This window comes from Pseudomonas sp. FeS53a, from assembly GCF_000931385.1.
In the GTDB taxonomy this organism is placed as follows: Bacteria; Pseudomonadota; Gammaproteobacteria; order Pseudomonadales; family Pseudomonadaceae; genus Metapseudomonas; species Metapseudomonas otitidis.
Genome location: NZ_JYFT01000045.1, coordinates 64,558 through 81,305 on the forward strand (window position 1 = coordinate 64,558; position 16,748 = coordinate 81,305).

Here is a 16,748-nt window from a genome sequence, read left to right on the forward strand (position 1 = left end):
GCTAGAGCATCGGCGCGTTGGTGGCGATGCGCAGGGCGCGCCCCTCGTAGGCTTCCAGCTCGATCAGCAGCTCCCCCCGTTCCGACAGGTCGCCCTCCAGGCGCTCATCCAGGATGTTCACCACCGGCCCCGGCGGCACGTCCGCCAGGGTCAGCACTTCGCTGAGCGGTTCGCCGCTGAAGTTCAGTGCGGTGATCTGGGTGCCACGCCCGGCAGGCAGGTCATGGACCATCACCAGCAGCCCCGGATGGCGGGTTTCCGGCAGCGGGCGCTGGTGGCTGGAGGCGATGCCGTAGGCGCGGCGCACGGCCAGCAGCCGGCGGGCCTGGGCGGCGAAGGAGTCCGGGTCGCGCAGCTGCGTCACCAGGCTGCCGTAGAGGCTGCGCGCCCGGGGCAGGCCTTCGGTGGAGCGGTCCACGTCCGGCGCCAGGTCGGCCAGGTCGTAGGCACCACGATGGATCCAGCGGGTGTCGCCATCGGCCATCAGCGGCGCGACCTGCTCGGCGGCCAGGGGCAGGGCGCCCACCAGGTCCCAGCCGGACAGCGCGACGATCCCCGGCTGCAGCGCGTTGAACATCAGCAGCAGCAGGTGCAGCCGGCGGATGCGGTCGATGTCCTCCGCCGTCAGCGCCTCCAGGTCACGCAGGCCCAGGGCGGCGGTGATCAGGCTGACGGTGGTGCAGGCCACGCCGTTGGTGACGAACTTGAGGTTGTAGGGGGCCTCCGGCCCCGCCAGGCGCTCGTACATCTCGCCGCGTACCTGCTCGCGCAGCAGCGCCCCGGAAAGGCTCTGGCCCTTGTACTGGTAGGTGTCGGTGGCGTGCAGGGTCCAGAAGTGCACCAGCTCCAGGGTCAGCTCGTCGTGGTTCTGCAGGGCGTGGATCAGCGAGGCCGGGTCGATCTGGTAGGCGTGCATCTGCTGCAGCATCAGCCGCAGGAACTCGGTGTCGCCGGTCAGCAGCGCGTGCTGGGCCGCCGGGCGGGTGATGAAGTCGTAGGAGAGGTCGGCGCCGCCGCGGGACATGGCGGCGATGTCGTCCAGGGTCAGGTTCAGCTCCTGGAAGCTGAAGGCCCCGGCCTTGCGGATCATCCCGCCGAGCAACTGGTTGGCAGTGATCGACAGCGGGTGGCTCTCCGACCAGGCGGTGCCCTGGGCGCGGCGCTCCACGCCGAGGAAGCCGTTGGCGTCGAGGCGCAGCACCCGCGCGCCGAGCACGTCGATGGAGTGCAGGGCGTCGCCGATGATCAGCTGCTGGGCTGCGAAGCTCGGGTCCAGCCAGTTCAGCGAGGGCTGGCCGGCCTTGAAGTAGTGCAGGTAGACCCAGCGCCGACGCCTGCCGTCCGCGCCCTCCACCGGCGGCGTGGCGCTCCAGTCGGTTTCCTTGACCCCGGGTTCGAAGAAGATCACCCGCTGCAGCTGGCCGACGATGTAGTGGCGCTCGCGCAGGGCGTCCACCGCGTCCGGCGAGAGGTTGACCGCGTCGCGGCCTTCCGGCACGTCCGGCAGCAGGGCCCAGTCCTGCTCAGGGATCTCCACCATGTGGTAGAGGCCGGGGTAGTCGCCCACGGCGCGCTCTGCCAGGCGGAAGTCGGCACCCTTGCCGGTGTGGGCGGGGATGCAGTCGTCGATGGTCACGGCGTTGTGCGCGGCGGCCACCCGGCTGAGGTGCACCTGCTGCTCGTCGTTGCCGTAGCGCGGGTCGATGTCCAGGCCGATGCGGTCGAAGTTGCCGTCCACCGTCGGGGTGTAGTCGCGGCCCGAGAGGCCGCCGGCACGCTTCAGCGGGCCGGTGTGGATGCCCTGCACCCCCAGTTCCGAGAGGGCGCTCCACAGGCGTTCGTCTGCCAGGGCCTGGAGCACGCTCATGCCATCGGGGGCGATGATCGAGGCGGGGTAGGCGGTGAACCACACCGAAGCCACGGCGGTGACGCTGCGGGGGCGGGTGAGGGCGTAGGGCTGCTGCCACAGGCGTGGCTGGCCGGCGTAGAGACGGGCTCGCTGGCGCGCGCTTTCCAGCATCGAGCGCTGGCTCAGCCAGTCGAGGTACTCGGGGTCGTGCATGGCGCTCCTCCGGACCGGTGCGCCGCGCCGATCGCGGCGTCCTCCAGTTCAGAGCGCAGGGAGTGGAGCTTCGTTCACCTTGCGACGCGTCAGCCGGCTCCGCCCAGCACGCCTTCGCGGCGCAGCAGGTCGAGCACCGCGTGCAGGTCGGGCAGCACGGCCAGGCAACGGCGCCGGGTGTCTTCGGGGGGCTGGGTCATGTCCGGCACCATCAGCGTCGGCACACCGGCGGCATGGGCGGCGGCCACGCCGGGGATGGAGTCCTCCACCGCCAGGCAGTCCGCCGGGGCCAGGCCCACGCGCTGGGCCGCCAGCAGGTACAGCGCCGGGTCGGGCTTGCCCAGGTCGACGTCGTCGCGGGTCACCACCACGTCGAAGAAGCCGTCGATGCCGCCCAGGGCCAGGTGCTCGTGGGCCGAGCGGCGGTGGGAGGAGGTGGCGATGGCCATCGGCCGGCCGCTTTCGCGCATGGCACTGAGCAGGGGGACGACGCCGGGCTTGAGCGGCAGGCCGTCCTGCAGCATGAGGGTCTTGTGGCGCAGGTAGGCGGCGCCGAAGTCGTTCAGCGGGAAGTCGGCGCCGTAGTGGTCGAACAGGCGCTGGCGGTAGGCCGGCCAGTCGATGCCCACCAGGCCTTCGCACAGCTGTGCGGCGTCCGGCAGGCCCAGGGATTCGAGGGCGTGCAGGGAACAGGCGAGGTTGAGGGTCTCGGTGTCCACCAGGGTGCCGTCGAGGTCCAGCAGGAAGCCGGCGATGCGGGTCGGGTCCATCGGCGAGTCTCCTGTGTCGGTGCCGTGGAGGGAGCCCGCATGCTGAACGATCCGCGTGGTGCTGTCGCCTGGTTTCGCGCGGCTAGGTGCCGCTGGCCCAGGCTTGGTCGGCCTTGGCGATGCGGTAGCGGTCGCGCCCCTGTTGCTTGGCCTGGTACATCGCCGCGTCGGCGTCCTTGATCAGCTGGGCGTGGCTGCGCCCGTCGCCGGGGCGGAACAGCGCCACGCCGATGCTCACCTGCACTTCGGCGCTCCGGCCCTCCAGCTGGTAGGGCGTACGGATGGCGGCCAGCACCTTCTCCGCCACGGCGTGCACCGCCGGGCGGTCGCCCAGGGGGTGGACCAGCAGGGTGAACTCGTCGCCGGCCAGGCGGTAGACCTGGTCGGCGCTGCGCAGGCTGGCGCGCAGGCGGCGGGCCACCTCGCGCAGCAGCGCATCGCCGGCGTCGTGGCCGAGGGCATCGTTGACCTGCTTGAAGCCATCCAGGTCGAGGAACATCAGGGCGAAGGCTTCGCCATGGCGATCGGCACGTTCCATCAGCGTCGGCAGGTGGTCGTACAACGCGCGGCGGTTGGGCAGGCCGGTGAGCGGGTCCTGCAGGGCCTCGCGGCGCAGGCGGGCTTCGCGCTGCTTGCGCTGGCTGATCTCGTGGAGGAAGGCGTTGAACAGCACCTTGCCGCCGGCCCGCAGGGCGTCGATGTGAACCTCCAGGGGCATCAGGCGGCCGTCCTTGTGCAGGGCGTCCAATTCGATGCGCCGGCCCAGCACCTGGTGCTCGCCGGTGCGCAGGTAATGGCGCAGGCCGTCGAGGTGCGCCTGGCGCATGGGCTCGGGAATGAGCAGGTCGTGCAAGGCCTGGCCGATGGCTTCGTCCCGGGTCCAGCCGAACAGCGCCTCGGCGGCGCGGTTCCAGGCGCTGATGCAGCCCTCGCTGTCCATCGCCACGTAGGCGTCCTGGGTGTGCTCCAGCACTGCGCGCAGTTCCATCTCGCGCTCCGCCAGGGCCTGGGTGCGCTCGTGGACGCGCTGTTCCAGGGTGCGTTGCAGCTCCGCCAGGTGGGCTTCGGTGTGCTTGCGTGCATCGATGTCGTTGATCACCGCGAGGAAGTGCTCCAGGGCGCCACGGCGGTCGAGCTGCTTGGTCACGGTGATGCTCACCCAGATGTGCCGACCATCCTTGCGCACGTAGCGCTTCTCCAGCTCGTAGCGGTCGATCTCGCCACGGATCAGCCGCTCCACCTGGGCCAGGTCGGCATCCAGGTCCTCGGGCACGGTGACGTCGGCGAAGCTCATGCCGGCCAGCTCCTCGCGGCTGTAGCCGAGCACATCGACCAGCGCCTGGTTGACCCGCAGCCAGCGGCCTTCGGGGCTGACCACGGCGAGGCCGGAGCCGACGCGCTCGAAGAGCATCTCGAAGCGGCCTTCGGCCTCCCGGGCCAGGCGTCGCGAGTCGAGGGCCGCCTCGCGCAGGTGGAATTCGCGGGCGACCAGGGCCCCCAGGTCTTCCAGCACCCGGCGCTGTTCGTCGGTGAGCTGCCGGGGGCGGTCGTCGATGGCACACAGGGTGCCCAGGGCGAAGCCGTCGCGGGTGCGGATCGGCGTGCCGGCGTAGAAGCGGATGTGAGGGGCGCCGACAACCATGGGGTTGTCGCGGAAGCGGGCGTCGGTGCGGGCGTCCTCCACCACCAGGGTTCCGCTGCCGCCGATGGCGTGGACGCAGAAGGCGGCGTCGCGCGGCGTCTCCTGCACGTCCAGCCCCACCCGGGACTTGAACCACTGGCGGTGCTCGTCCACCAGGGACACCAGGGCGATGGGTACCCCCAGGGTGCTGGCCAGCACGCGGGTGATGCGGTCGAACACCTGCTCAGGCGGTGTGTCGAGGATTTCCAGGCTGCGCAGCAGCTGGAGGCGTTCGGCTTCGTGTTGAACGTTGCTCATGGGGATCCGGGGTCGCTTGGCCTTGCTACAGCCTAGTAGAGCGTCACCCGGCACCTGTTCATGAAGCCCGGGCCGCGCCCTGGAGGAAGAACTGCTCGACGGCCAGTGCCGACTGGGCCGGCGCGGCGCGCCCCCGGCGCTCGGCGTCGGCGATGCCGTAGATCAGCGAGATGAACAGTTCCGTCATCACCGGTGCAGGGGTGTCGATGCGCAGCAGGCCGTCCTGCTGACCGCGCAGGAAGAAGGCATCCAGCGCATCCACATAGGGCTGCCAGCGGCTCGCCTCGAGCTCCGAATGCAGGGTCTCGGGGCGGTACTGGAACATCAGGAACACCAGCATCTCGCGGTTCGCCAGGTGCTCGCGGATCAGCGTGCGCAGGCCCGTCAGCGGGTCGCCCTGCTGCAGGGCCGGCTCGGAAATGATCTGGTGCAGCACCTCGGCGCCGTAGCTCATCAGCATCTCTTCCAGGTTGTCCCGGGTGCCGCAGAAGCGGTGCAGGGTGGCCTTGCTGACCCCGGCGGCCTCGGCCAGGTCCTTGAGGGTGGCGCGTGGTCGGTCCACGAAGGCCACGGCGAGGGCCTTGAGCAGGCGTTCGTCTTGGTGGGGCTGCGGCATGGCATGTCCTCGGGCTCGATTCAACGGACAGGGAGGGCGCCATTGTGCAGGAAAAGTCCCAATCCTCAATGGCACTGTGCAATTTTGTTTAACAAAGTCTCCAGTGAGACAAAATTGACTCATTTGGTTTTTGGTAGGATTATTCGCGCCCTTCAAGGTTCAAGGCCAAGGTGCAGGTGAAGCATGGGCAGGTGGCGCGGTACGGGAATCCTTTCCCTGGTGGTGGCGGGCGTGATGCTCGCCGGGTGTGAACAGGCGGGCGAGGCCGCGGTGGGCGAGATGCCGCCGCGCGAGGTGCAGACCGTGTTGGTACGGGCCGAGCCCCTGGCCCGGGTCGCCGAGCTGCCCGGGCGCGTCGAGCCGGTGCGGGTGGCCGAGGTGCGGGCGCGGGTGGCCGGCATCGTGGTGCAGAAGCGCTTCGAGGAAGGCGCCGACGTCAAGGCCGGCGACCTGCTGTTCCAGATCGACCCGGCCCCGCTGAAGGCTGCCCTGGCACGTGCCGAAGGCGAGCTGGCCCGGGCCGAGGCGACGCTGTACGAAGCCCGTGCGCGGGTTCGCCGCTACGAGCCGCTGGTGAAGATCGAGGCGGTCAGCCGCCAGGACTACGACAGCGCCACCGCCGACCTGCGCAGCGCCGAGGCGGCGACCCGCTCGGCCCGCGCCGACGTCGAGACCGCGCGGCTGAACCTGGGCTACGCCTCGGTGACGGCGCCCATCTCCGGGCGTATCGGCCGTGCGCTGGTCACCGAAGGCGCGCTGGTGGGGCAGGGCGACGCCACCCTGATGGCGCGCATCCAGCAACTGGACCCGGTCTACGTCGACTTCACCCAGCCCGCTGCCGAGGTGCTGCGCCTGCGCGAGTCGCTCAAGGCCGGCGGCCTCGACGGCAGCGGCGACCTGCCCCTGAGCCTGCGGGTGGAGGGCACCGACCACGAGGCCACCGGCGAGTGGCTGTTCACCGATGTGTCGGTGGACCCCGGCACCGGCCAGGTGGCCCTGCGCGGGCGCTTCGCCAACCCCGGCAAGCTGCTGCTGCCGGGCATGTACGTGCGCGTGCTGGCCCCTCAGGGCATCGACCGCAAGGCGCTGCTGGTGCCGCAGCGTGCGGTGCAGCGTGGCGCGGACGGCGTCGCCCAGGTGCTGGTCGTCGGCAGCGACGGCCGTGCCGAGGCCCGCGCGGTGGAAACCGGCGTGATGCAGGGCGCCCGCTGGCAGGTGCTGCACGGCCTGCAGCCGGGGGACCAGGTCATCGTCAGCGGGCTGGCCGGCCTGCAACCGGGGGCCGGCGTGGTGGTGCGCCCGGCCGCGGACCAACAGGCGGCGCGCCAGTGAGCGCCGGCCGTCGCGAGGATCATTGAATGTCGCAGTTCTTCATCAATCGGCCCAAGTTCGCCTGGGTGGTGGCACTGTTCATCTCCCTGGCCGGCCTGCTGGCCATCCCGGCCCTGCCGGTGGCGCAGTACCCCAGCGTCGCGCCGCCACAGATCTCCATCGGCGCCACCTACCCGGGGGCTTCCGCCCAGGTGCTGGTGGACTCGGTCACCAGCGTGATCGAAGAGGAGCTCAACGGCGCCAGGGGCCTGCTGTACTTCGAGTCCACCAGCAACTCCAACGGCAGCGCCGAGGTGACGGTGACCTTCCAGCCGGGCACTGACCCGCAGCTGGCCCAGGTGGACGTGCAGAACCGCCTGAAGAAGGCCGAGGCGCGCCTGCCCCAGGCGGTGCTCACCCAGGGTGTGCAGGTGGAGCAGGCCAGTGCCGGCTTCCTGCTGATCTACGCGCTGAACTACAAGCCCGGTACCGAGCATGCCGACACCACGGCGCTGGGCGACTACGCCGCGCGCCACATCAATAACGAACTGCGCCGGGTGCCCGGGGTGGGCAAGCTGCAGTTCTTCTCCTCCGAGGCCGCCATGCGGGTCTGGGTCGACCCGCAGAAGCTGGTGGGCTACGGGCTCTCCATCGACGACGTCGGCAGCGCCATCCGTGGGCAGAACGTGCAGGTGCCGGCAGGCGCCTTCGGAAGCTCCCCGGGCAGCAGCGAGCAGGAGCTGACCGCCACCCTGGCGGTGAAGGGCACCCTGGACGATCCCCAGGCCTTCGGGCGCATCGTGCTGCGGGCCAACGCCGACGGCTCCCGCGTCACCCTGGCGGACGTCGCGCGGATCGAGGTGGGCAGCGAGAACTACAACTTCGCCGCGCGCCTGAACGGCAAGCCGGCGGTGGCCGGCGCCATCCAGCTGGCCCCGGGCGCCAACGCCATCCAGACCGCCGAGGCCGTCAGGCAGCGGCTGGCCGAGCTCTCGGCGAACTTCCCCGATGACGTCGAGTATTCGGTGCCCTACGACACCTCGCGCTTCGTCGACGTGGCCATCGAGAAGGTGATCCACACCCTGCTGGAAGCCATGGTGCTGGTGTTCCTGGTGATGTTCCTGTTCTTGCAGAACGTGCGCTACACGCTGATCCCGTCCATCGTGGTGCCGGTGTGCCTGCTGGGCACCCTGGCGATCATGTACGGGCTGGGGTTCTCGGTGAACATGATGACCATGTTCGGCATGGTGCTGGCCATCGGCATCCTGGTGGACGACGCCATCGTGGTGGTGGAGAACGTCGAGCGGATCATGGCCGAGGAAGGCCTGCCCCCGGTGGCGGCCACGGTGAAGGCGATGCAGCAGGTGTCCGGCGCCATCGTCGGCATCACCCTGGTGCTGGCGGCGGTGTTCCTGCCCCTGGCCTTCATGGGGGGCTCGGTGGGGGTGATCTACCAGCAGTTCTCCCTCTCGCTGGCGGTGTCGATCCTCTTCTCCGGCTTCCTGGCGCTGACCTTCACCCCGGCGTTGTGCGCCACGCTGCTCAAGCCCATCGAAGGTGGTCACCACGAGAAGCGCGGTTTCTTCGGCGCCTTCAATCGCTTCTTCACCGCGCTCACCGAGCGCTACACGCTGCTCAACCACCGGCTGGTGCGCCGTGCGGGCCGCTTCATGCTGGTCTACCTCGGCCTCGTCGCCGTGCTCGGCTACAGCTATGTGCGCCTGCCGGAGGCCTTCGTGCCGGCAGAGGACCTGGGCTACAACATCGTCGACGTGCAGCTGCCTCCGGGGGCCACCCGCGCCCGTACCGACGCCACCGCCCAACAACTGGAGGCCTTCCTGCAGTCCCGCGAGGCGATTGCCAACAGCTTCCTGGTGATGGGCTTCAGCTTCTCTGGCCAGGGGGAGAACGCCGCGCTGGCATTCCCCACCTTCAAGGACTGGTCCCAGCGCGGGTCCGAGCAGTCCGCCGAGGCGGAGACCGCCGCCGTCAACGCCCGTTTCGCCGCCCCCGAGGACGGCAGCGTCATGGCGGTGATGCCGCCGCCCATCGACGGCCTGGGCAACTCCGGCGGTTTCGCCCTGCGCCTGCAGGACCGCGCCGGCCTCGGCCGCGAGGCCCTGCTGGCCGCCCGTGACCAGTTGCTCGGCGAAGCCTACGGCAACCCCAAGATCCTCTACGCAATGATGGAAGGCCTGGCCGAGGCGCCCCAGCTGCGCCTGGACATCGACCGCGAGAAGGCCCGCGCCCACGGGGTCAGCTTCGAGGCGATCAACAGCACCCTGTCCACCGCCTTCGGTTCGGCGGTGATCAACGACTTCTCCAACAGCGGTCGCCAGCAACGCGTGGTGGTGCAGGCGGAGCAGGGCGCGCGGATGACCCCGGAAAGCGTGCTGCGCCTGTTCGTCCCCAACGACCGGGGCGAGCAGGTGCCGCTGGCCACCTTCGTCACCCCGCGCTGGGAAGAGGGGCCGGTGCAGATCGTGCGCTACAACGGCTACCCCAGCATCCGCATCGCCGGCGACGCCATGTACGGCGTCAGCTCCGGCGAGGCCATGGCCGAGATGGAGCGCCTGGCTTCGCGCCTGCCCGAGGGCATCGGCTACCAGTGGACCGGGCTCTCCTACCAGGAGCAGGTCGCCAGCGGCCAGGCGACCCAGCTGTTCGCCCTCGCCATCCTGGTGGTGTTCCTGCTGCTGGTGGCGCTGTACGAGAGCTGGTCGATCCCCTTCACGGTGATGCTCATCGTGCCCATCGGCGCCCTGGGCGCGGTGCTGGCGGTGATCGTCGCCGGCCTGGCCAACGACGTGTATTTCAAGGTGGGGCTGATCACCATCATCGGCCTCGCGGCGAAGAACGCGATCCTCATCGTCGAGTTCGCCAAGGAACTGTGGGAGCAGGGCCGCAGCCTGGGCGAGGCGGCCATCGAAGCCGCGCGCCTGCGCTTCCGGCCCATCGTCATGACCTCCCTGGCGTTCATCCTCGGCGTGGTGCCGCTGACCCTGGCCACCGGCGCCGGGGCCGCGAGCCAGCGCGCCATCGGCACCGGCGTGATCGGCGGCATGCTCGGCGCCACGCTGCTGGGGGTGGTGTTCGTGCCCGTCTGCTTCGTCTGGGTGCTGTCGCTGCTGCGCAGCCGGCCGGCACCCGTTGCCCAACCCGTCCCGGCCCAGGAGTGATTGCCGTGCGTACCCCCGTTTTCATCGCATCGACCCTGCTGGCCCTCGCCCTGGGCGGCTGCTCCCTCGCACCCAGCTACCAGCGCCCCGAGGCGCCGGTGGCGGGCGCCTGGAGCGGTGCCACGGCGTCCCCGTCCACCGTGGAGCGGGTGGACGGCCAGGGCTTCATCACCGACCCCGAACTGCGTCGCCTGGTGGGCATCGCCCTGCACAACAACCGCTCGCTGCGCCAGACCCTGCTGGACATCGAGCAGGCTCGCGCCCAGTACCGCATCCAGCGCGCCGACCGGGTGCCCGGCCTGGGCGCCACGGCCTCGGGCAATCGCCAGCGGGTGCCGGGGGATCTTTCCAGCAGTGGCACTTCATCGGTCAGCCACAGCTACCAGGTGGGCCTGGCGGTGCCGGAGTACGAGCTGGACCTGTTCGGCCGGGTCGCCAGCCTCAGCGAATCGGCGCTGGAGCAGTACCTCGCCACCGAAGCCGCCGGCCGCGCTGCACGGGTGGCGCTGGTGGCCGAGGTGTCCCAGGCCTACCTCACCTATGACGGTGCGGTGCGCCGGCTGGAGCTGACCCGGCGGACCCTGGCCAGCCGCGAGGCCTCCTTCGCCCTGACCGAGCGGCGGCGCCAGGCCGGCACCGCCACCGCCCTGGACTATCAGGAGGCCCGGGGCCTGGTGGAGCAGTCCAATGCCGAGCTGGAGCGCATCGAGCGCGAACGGCGCCAGGCCTTCAATGCCCTGGTGCTGCTGCTGGGCACCGCCGAGGCCGTCCGGGACGTCCCCGAGCCGCTGCCGGAGGCCGCCCGGGTGCTGCAGGACATCGCCCCCGGCACGCCATCTGCGCTGATCGAGCGCCGCCCCGACATCCTCGCTGCCGAGCACCGCCTCAAGGCGCGCAATGCCGACATCGGTGCCGCGCGGGCGGCGTTCTTCCCGCGCATCAGCCTCACCGGCAGCCTCGGCACCTCCAGCGCCGAGCTGTCCGGCCTGTTCGACGGCGGCTCGCGCAGCTGGAGCTTCGTGCCGACCCTGACGCTGCCGCTGTTCGACGCCGGCCGCAACCGCGCCAACCTCGACCTGGCCGAGGTGCGCAAGGAGTCAGCCGTGGCCGCCTACGAGGCCAGCGTGCAGGTGGCATTCCGCGAAGTGGCCGACGCCCTGGCCGCCAACGACACCCTGCGCCGCGAAGAGGCCGCCCGCAGCGCCCTGGCCGACACCAGCCGGGAAACCCTCAAGCTGGCCCGTGCGCGCTACGAGGGCGGGGTGGACAGCCACCTGCGCTACCTGGACGCCGAGCGCACCAGCTTCGGCAACGAACTGGCCCTGATCGAAACCCGCACCCAGCGGCAACTGGCCCTGGTGGACCTGTTCCGTGCCCTGGGGGGCAGTTGGTCGGAGGAAACGCCGGTGGTGCGATGAGCCCTTGCCGAACCTGCCCACGCCCTCCCGGGTGGGTTCGACGACCCCACCGGCGAGGCTCCTTTCGCCGTGTGGCCTTCCAGCGCCCTACGGGGCGCTTTTTTTTGCGCAGGGGGTCAGGCCGCCGGCCACCTCACCTCCGGCAACTGCTCGAACGCTGGTCGGGCGAACAGGAAGCCCTGGTAGAGGTGAACACCCAACGCCCGGAGCTTGGCCAGCTCCTCGTCGGTCTCCACCCCCTCGGCGATGACCTCGATGGACAGTGCCTGGCAGACGCCGAGAATGCCCCGGACGATGGCCTCGCGTACCGGGTCCTGGTCGATGTTGCGGATCAGCGCCATGTCCAGCTTGATGATGTCCGGCTGGAATTCGGCCAGCAGGTTGAGGCCGGAATAGCCGGCGCCGAAGTCGTCGATGGCGGTCTTGAAGCCCTGTTTGCGGTACTCGGCGATGATGCTTTTCAGGTGGGCCTTGTCCACCAGCTCCTCGCCCTCGGTGATCTCGAAGATCAGCCGGCTGGTGGGGAAGCCGAAGCGGCGTGCGGCCTCAAGGGTGGCGCGGATGCAGGTGGCAGCCTGGTAAACGGCATTGGGCAGGAAGTTGATGCTGACGAAGCAGGGCACGTCCAGGCGCGCGGCCAGCTCCACCGCCTTCACCCGGCAGGCCTGGTCGAAGGCGTAGCGATTGGCGTCGGTGACCCGCTCCAGCACGCTGCCCGCGCCCTGGCCGTCGAGCCCGCGCACCAGGGCTTCGTAGGCGAACAGGCTGCCGTCGCGCAGGTCCACGATGGGCTGGAACGCTATGCTGAAGTCGAAGTCGAGTGCGTTGCCGTCACGGCAGTGGGCGCAGGGGCTTGGGCGGTCGGTCGGGGTGTCCATGCAGGCTCTCCAGAAGGGAAGCGAAGTGTGAATCCCATCACGCCTGAATGCTAGACGTCCCTGGCCCTGCGTGGCGTGACAGCCGGTCGGCCGACGGGAACCCGGGAGTGTTGCAGGCACCGAACCTGTATCGAACCCAGGAGAATGCCCATGGAAACACCACGCGAAGCCTGTCTTGAAGCCTGCCGGGCCTGCATCGAGGCCTGTTCCCGGCTGGTCAGCGAAAGTCGCCTGGACGAAAGCGGCGAGGACCTCGAACGCTGCGTCGAACTGGGCCGCGAATGCGCGGACACCTGCCTGGTGATGACCGAGCTGGTGGCGGCGGAGAGCCCCCAGGCGGCGCCGTTCGGCCACTTCTGCGCGACGCTGTGCCGGCTCTGCGCCCAGGAGTGCCAGCGCCATGACCCGGATTGGTGCCTGGCCTGTGCCGATGCCTGCGAGGCCTGTGCCCAGCTGTGCGGCAGCGTGGCCCGCGCTGCCTGATCAGGGCAGGAAGCGCAAGGTGGCCGGCGCCGGTGTCTGCAGCTGCTGCACCACCTCCTGCAGGCCGCCGCCGGCCGGGTCGCGGCGCAGGACGGTGATGCGGTCGCTGCGCTGGTTGGCCACCAGCAGGAAGCGTCCGTCGGGGGAGAGGGTGAACTCCCTCGGCTCTTCGCCGCCGCTGTCGTGGCGCTGGAGCTCGGCCAGGCCGCCATCCTTGCGCACCCGGTAGGCCACGATCTGGTTGTGCACCCCGCGCCGGGCCACGTAGAGGAAGCGCCCATCCTGCGACAGGTGCAGGGCCCCCAGGCGGTTGTCGCCGGCAGCCGGTGCGGGGTCGAGGTCCACCTGCCCACGGTAGGTGAGCCGTGTGCCCTGGCGCTCCAGCAGGGCGACCTGGTTGCCGAGTTCCAGGCTGAGGTAGCCGTGCCGGCCACGGGCGTCGAACACCAGGTGGCGTGGGCCGCTGCCCGTCGGTACGGCCAGGTAGGGGGGATCGGCAGGCGTCAGCGTCGGGCCCTTCGCAGTGCTTCGGTAGTCGAAGGCATACACCCGGTCCGCCCCCAGGTCGGTGACCAGCAGCTGCCGGTCGATGGCTACGGCGGCGTGCAGGTGCGAGGAACCCTGTCGCAGCGAGCCCGGTTGCTCGAAGGGCTGGTGCCAGCGCTGTCGCACCGGGCCCAGGCGACCCTCATCCGATACCGGCAGCAACGACAGGCTGCCGCCGGGCCGGGGCTCGGTGGCGTAGTGGGCGACGAACAGGGCACGGCCATCCTCGCTGAGGCTGGCGTAGGTGGGCTCGGCGCCGCCACTGTCCACGCTGTCGAGCACCGTCAGCTCGTTCCGGGCGCCGATGCCCAGGCTGCTCACGCGCCCCTGGGGCTGCTCGTCGACGGCGAACAGCAGGGGCCGGCCAGGGTCGACCACCAGCCAGGTGGCATTGGCCAGGGGCAGGCGCTGCGCCGGGCTCGCCTCCAGGCGACCCGACTGGGGATCGAAGGCATAGCGCAGCAGGCCCGGGCAGGTGGGGCCGCTGCAGCCCACCACGAGTTGCAGCGGAGCATGCGGCCGTAGCGTGCAGCCCGTGAGCAAGGCCAGGGCCGCGAGGCCGAGCAGGCGCCCCATGGTCAATGCCGGGGCAGGGCGAAGGCCAGCACGTAGTCGCCCTGGCGGGTGTGCAGCGAGCCGTGGCCGCCGGCCACCACCAGCACGTACTGGCGTCCGTCCTTGCCGGTGTAGGTCATGGGGGTGGCCTGGCCGCCGGCGGGCAGGCGGCCTTGCCACAGCTGCTCCCCGGTGCGCAGGTCGTAGGCCCGCAGGTACTGGTCGAGGGTGCCGGCAAGGAAGGCGACGCCCCCGGCGGTGACGATGGGCCCGCCCAGGCTGGGCACGCCCATGGGCAAGGGCAACGGCAGCGGGGAGCTGTCGCGCACGGTGCCGTTCTTGTGCTTCCAGGCGATCTCCAGGGTGGTCAGGTCCAGCCCGGCCACATAGCCCCAGGGCGGGCTCTGGCAGGGCAGGCCGAGGGGCGAGAGCAGGGGCGCCAGCACGGCGCCGAAGGGCGCGCCGGTGTTGGGTTGCACGCCTTCGATCTCGCTCTTGCGCGCCGGCTCGTCCCGGGCGTGCTCGGCGGGGATCAGCCGGGAAGTGAAGGCCATGTAGTTGGGGTTGAGGAAGGCGACCTGGCGCACCGGGTCGACGGCGATCCCGCCCCAGTCGAACACGCCGAAATTGCCCGGATAGACCAGGCTGCCCTGCTCGGAGGGCGGGGTGTAGATGCCCTCGTAGCGCAGGGAGCGGAACTGGATGCGGCAGAGCATCTGGTCGAACGGGGTGCCGCCCCACATGTCCCGCTCGCGCAGGGGCGGCGGCATCAGGTTGAGGGCCGACATGGGCTGGGTGGGGGCAGTGAAGTCGCCCTTGGCGGCGCCCTGGGGCACCGGGGTTTCCTTCACCGGGACGATGGGCTGGCCGGTGCGTCGGTCGAGCACGTAGAGGCTGCCCTGCTTGGTGGAGGCGATCAGCGCCGGGCGCGGGGCGTCGCCGGGCTTCTGCCCCGGCAGGTCCACCAGGGTCGGTTGGCCGCCGACGTCCATGTCCCAGAGATCGTGGTGGGTCATCTGGAAGGTCCAGCGCACCTTGCCGGTGGCGATCTCCAGGGCGGTGACGCCGGCGCTGTAGGTCTCGGAGGCCGGGGTGCGGCGGCCGCCCCACTGGTCCGGCGTCTGGTTGCCCATGGGCAGGTAGAGCAGGCCCAGCTCCTCGTCCAGGCTCATGACCGACCACATGTTCGGCGAGTTGCGGGTGTAGGTGCGGCCCTCGGCCAGCGGCGCGGTGTCGTCGGGGCGGCCCGGGTCCCAGTTCCACACCAGGTGGCCGTCGCGCACGTCGTAGGCGCGGATCACGCCAGAGGGTTCGTCCTCGGAGACGTTGTCGGTCACGTGCCCGCCGATGATCACCAGGTTGCGGCTGACGCCGGGCGGCGAGGTGGAGTAGTAGCCGCCGGGGGTGAAGCGGCCGATGCCTCGGGTGAGGTCGATGGAGCCCTTGTCGCCGAACGCCTCGCAGGGCTTGCCGTCGTCGGCGTCCAGGGCCATCAGGCGGGTGTCGGCGGTGGGCAGGAACAGCCGGCGTTCGCAGCGCTGGCCGCTGCTGGGGGTGTCCTGCTGGTGGTAGGCGACGCCGCGGCAGGTCATGTGGGCCCAGCCCTTGAAGCTGTCGGCGTCCTGGGTGCTGATCTTCGGATCGAAGCGCCAGATCTCCCGGCCGCTGTCCGGGTCGAGCGCGATCACCTGGCTGTGGGGCGTACACACGTAGAGCAGGCCGTTGGCCTTCAGCGGGGTGTTCTCGGCGGTGGTCTCCTGCGGGTCGTCGGGGCCGGGCAGGTCGCCGGTGCGGTAGCTCCAGGCCAGCTCCAGCTGGTCGACGTTCTCCGGGGTGATCTGGTCCAGGGGCGAATATCGGTCGCCGGCGTTGCTGCGCCCGTAGGCCTGCCAGTCTCCGGCGGGCTGGGCAGGCGGCGACGCCGGGGCGCTGGCCGGTGCCGCGCGGTCGATCATGCCGGGGAAGCGATGCGGCTCGGTGAATTGCGCGGCCAGCGCCGTGCCTCCGGCCAGCACCAGGGCCACCAGCAGGGCGTTGGCCGGCAGGCGCCCGGCATCCGACAGGTTGTTGCGCACCCAGGGCAGCCAGAGCACCAGGCCGACGACGAACCACAGCGCCAGGCGCGGCACCAGTTGCCACCAGTCAAGACGCACTTCCCACCAGGCCCATACAGTGGAGCCCGCCAGCACCGCGGCGAATACCAGCAGCGCCTGGCCACGATGGGTGAGCAGCAGCAGGGCGCTGGCGCCCACGCCGAGTCCGGCCAGCAGGTAGTACCAGGAGCCGCCGAGGCCGATGAGCTGGCCGCCACCCACCACCAGCGCAATGGCCATGGCCAGCAGGGCGACGCCCAGAATACGAGGGAACAGGGCATTGCGAGCATGGGGGGTGTGCATGGGGCCTCCGGTTCATCGACGGGACCCGGCCTGGCTACCGGGCGGTGATGAAAGATCGAACCCCGGGGGCGGGATTGGTTCAGGCCCGTTGACCGGATGGGGCCTTGCAGGGATTGGCCGATATATTTACTGAACCGGGGAGGGCGCGGCGCCTCTCACCCAGTTAAGGACCTCACGAGGGGCTCATCATGGACACGATCTTCGCATTCCTGCTGGGGCTGTTCGGCGCGGGCGACAATGCCGCCGAGGCCCAGGCAACCCCGAGCCTGCCGGCGCCCATCAGCGAGCAGCAGTGGCTGGCTGACTACAACCGCGCGCTGACCCTGCCGGCGATCCGTTACTCCTCGTCGAACCAGGTGACCATCATCAAGAACGAGCGCGACGGCACCGTGTACCTGTTCACCACCCAGCGCCACCCGGCACACCCGGCAGTGATCGAGCGGCGCCTGGTGGACGGCCTGCGCTACCGCAGCAGCGGTCGCTACGCCGGCGATGGCGAGGCCTATGCGGCGTGGCTGGAGAAATACCGGCGTTTCGACGACCGCCCCTACACCTCGATGTCGCTCAACACCGAGCTGTCAGCGGTGGAGTAGGG

General features: G+C 70.4%; 12 protein-coding genes. 5 read left to right on the forward strand and 7 right to left on the reverse strand.

Translation table 11 applies throughout. The features are described 5' to 3' along the window. Position 1: 1 nt before the first annotated feature. The 4 genes from treS to SZ55_RS13110 all read right to left on the reverse strand — a co-directional run bounded on the left by treS (position 2) and on the right by SZ55_RS13110 (position 5,387). Positions 2-2,062 (reverse strand): maltose alpha-D-glucosyltransferase, encoded by a 2,061-nt coding sequence (gene treS / locus SZ55_RS13095; RefSeq protein ID WP_044406439.1) that lies wholly within the window; start codon positions 2,060-2,062, stop codon positions 2-4. An 89-nt stretch (positions 2,063-2,151) separates the two neighbouring features. After that, entirely contained in the window at positions 2,152-2,832 is a 681-nt protein-coding gene (locus SZ55_RS13100) for an HAD family hydrolase (protein WP_044406444.1), read from the reverse strand. Between the two features lie 82 nt (positions 2,833-2,914). Next, positions 2,915-4,771 carry a sensor domain-containing diguanylate cyclase gene (locus SZ55_RS13105; protein WP_044406446.1) on the reverse strand — a complete coding sequence of 619 codons (1,857 nt, stop codon included), beginning with the start codon at positions 4,769-4,771 and terminating at the stop codon, positions 2,915-2,917. Between the two features lie 58 nt (positions 4,772-4,829). Then, the gene (locus SZ55_RS13110) at positions 4,830-5,387 is read right to left on the reverse strand and encodes a TetR/AcrR family transcriptional regulator (RefSeq protein WP_044406448.1); all 558 of its coding nucleotides are present in this window, start codon (positions 5,385-5,387) and stop codon (positions 4,830-4,832) included. A gap of 183 nt (positions 5,388-5,570) precedes the next feature. On the opposite strand from SZ55_RS13110, the gene SZ55_RS13115 reads away from it, so the two are divergent. From SZ55_RS13115 to SZ55_RS13125, 3 genes are read left to right on the forward strand one after another with little or no spacing between them, the layout of a single operon-like run. Beyond that, positions 5,571-6,719: a MexC family multidrug efflux RND transporter periplasmic adaptor subunit gene (locus tag SZ55_RS13115; protein ID WP_044406450.1), complete on the forward strand. Its 1,149-nt coding sequence runs from the start codon at positions 5,571-5,573 to the stop codon at positions 6,717-6,719. 26 nt (positions 6,720-6,745) lie between these two features. Next, a complete protein-coding gene (locus SZ55_RS13120) occupies positions 6,746-9,877 on the forward strand; it encodes an efflux RND transporter permease subunit (RefSeq protein ID WP_044406455.1) in 3,132 nt (1,043 codons plus the stop codon). 5 nt (positions 9,878-9,882) lie between these two features. Next, positions 9,883-11,295, forward strand: a complete 1,413-nt coding sequence (locus SZ55_RS13125) for an efflux transporter outer membrane subunit (protein WP_044406457.1) — start codon at positions 9,883-9,885, stop codon at positions 11,293-11,295. 116 nt (positions 11,296-11,411) lie between these two features. Here the strand turns inward: SZ55_RS13125 and SZ55_RS13130 are convergent, their stop codons facing one another. Beyond that, complete coding sequence (locus SZ55_RS13130; RefSeq protein ID WP_044406459.1) at positions 11,412-12,173, reverse strand: EAL domain-containing protein; 762 nt, start codon at positions 12,171-12,173, stop codon at positions 11,412-11,414. A gap of 150 nt (positions 12,174-12,323) precedes the next feature. Between SZ55_RS13130 and SZ55_RS13135 the strand changes: the two genes are divergently transcribed. Then, positions 12,324-12,656: a hypothetical protein gene (locus SZ55_RS13135; protein WP_044406462.1), complete on the forward strand. Its 333-nt coding sequence runs from the start codon at positions 12,324-12,326 to the stop codon at positions 12,654-12,656. Here the strand turns inward: SZ55_RS13135 and SZ55_RS13140 are convergent, their stop codons facing one another. After that, positions 12,657-13,778 (reverse strand): lactonase family protein, encoded by a 1,122-nt coding sequence (locus SZ55_RS13140; RefSeq protein ID WP_052807596.1) that lies wholly within the window; start codon positions 13,776-13,778, stop codon positions 12,657-12,659. Positions 13,779-13,780: 2 nt separating this feature from the next. Beyond that, entirely contained in the window at positions 13,781-16,153 is a 2,373-nt protein-coding gene (locus tag SZ55_RS13145; RefSeq protein ID WP_044406464.1) for a glucose/quinate/shikimate family membrane-bound PQQ-dependent dehydrogenase, read from the reverse strand. A 188-nt stretch (positions 16,154-16,341) separates the two neighbouring features. On the opposite strand from SZ55_RS13145, the gene SZ55_RS13150 reads away from it, so the two are divergent. Then, complete coding sequence (locus SZ55_RS13150) at positions 16,342-16,746, forward strand: hypothetical protein (protein WP_044406465.1); 405 nt, start codon at positions 16,342-16,344, stop codon at positions 16,744-16,746. Positions 16,747-16,748: the final 2 nt, after the last annotated feature.

Coding starts and splice junctions, on each gene's coding strand:
- treS (WP_044406439.1), bottom strand. CDS start 2,062: ATGCACGACCCCGAGTACCTCGACTGGCTGAGCCAGCGCTCGATGCTG.
- SZ55_RS13100 (WP_044406444.1), bottom strand. CDS start 2,832: ATGGACCCGACCCGCATCGCCGGCTTCCTGCTGGACCTCGACGGCACC.
- SZ55_RS13105 (WP_044406446.1), bottom strand. CDS start 4,771: ATGAGCAACGTTCAACACGAAGCCGAACGCCTCCAGCTGCTGCGCAGC.
- SZ55_RS13110 (WP_044406448.1), bottom strand. CDS start 5,387: ATGCCGCAGCCCCACCAAGACGAACGCCTGCTCAAGGCCCTCGCCGTG.
- SZ55_RS13115 (WP_044406450.1), top strand. CDS start 5,571: ATGGGCAGGTGGCGCGGTACGGGAATCCTTTCCCTGGTGGTGGCGGGC.
- SZ55_RS13120 (WP_044406455.1), top strand. CDS start 6,746: ATGTCGCAGTTCTTCATCAATCGGCCCAAGTTCGCCTGGGTGGTGGCA.
- SZ55_RS13130 (WP_044406459.1), bottom strand. CDS start 12,173: ATGGACACCCCGACCGACCGCCCAAGCCCCTGCGCCCACTGCCGTGAC.
- SZ55_RS13135 (WP_044406462.1), top strand. CDS start 12,324: ATGGAAACACCACGCGAAGCCTGTCTTGAAGCCTGCCGGGCCTGCATC.
- SZ55_RS13140 (WP_052807596.1), bottom strand. CDS start 13,778: ATGGGGCGCCTGCTCGGCCTCGCGGCCCTGGCCTTGCTCACGGGCTGC.
- SZ55_RS13145 (WP_044406464.1), bottom strand. CDS start 16,153: ATGCACACCCCCCATGCTCGCAATGCCCTGTTCCCTCGTATTCTGGGC.
- SZ55_RS13150 (WP_044406465.1), top strand. CDS start 16,342: ATGGACACGATCTTCGCATTCCTGCTGGGGCTGTTCGGCGCGGGCGAC.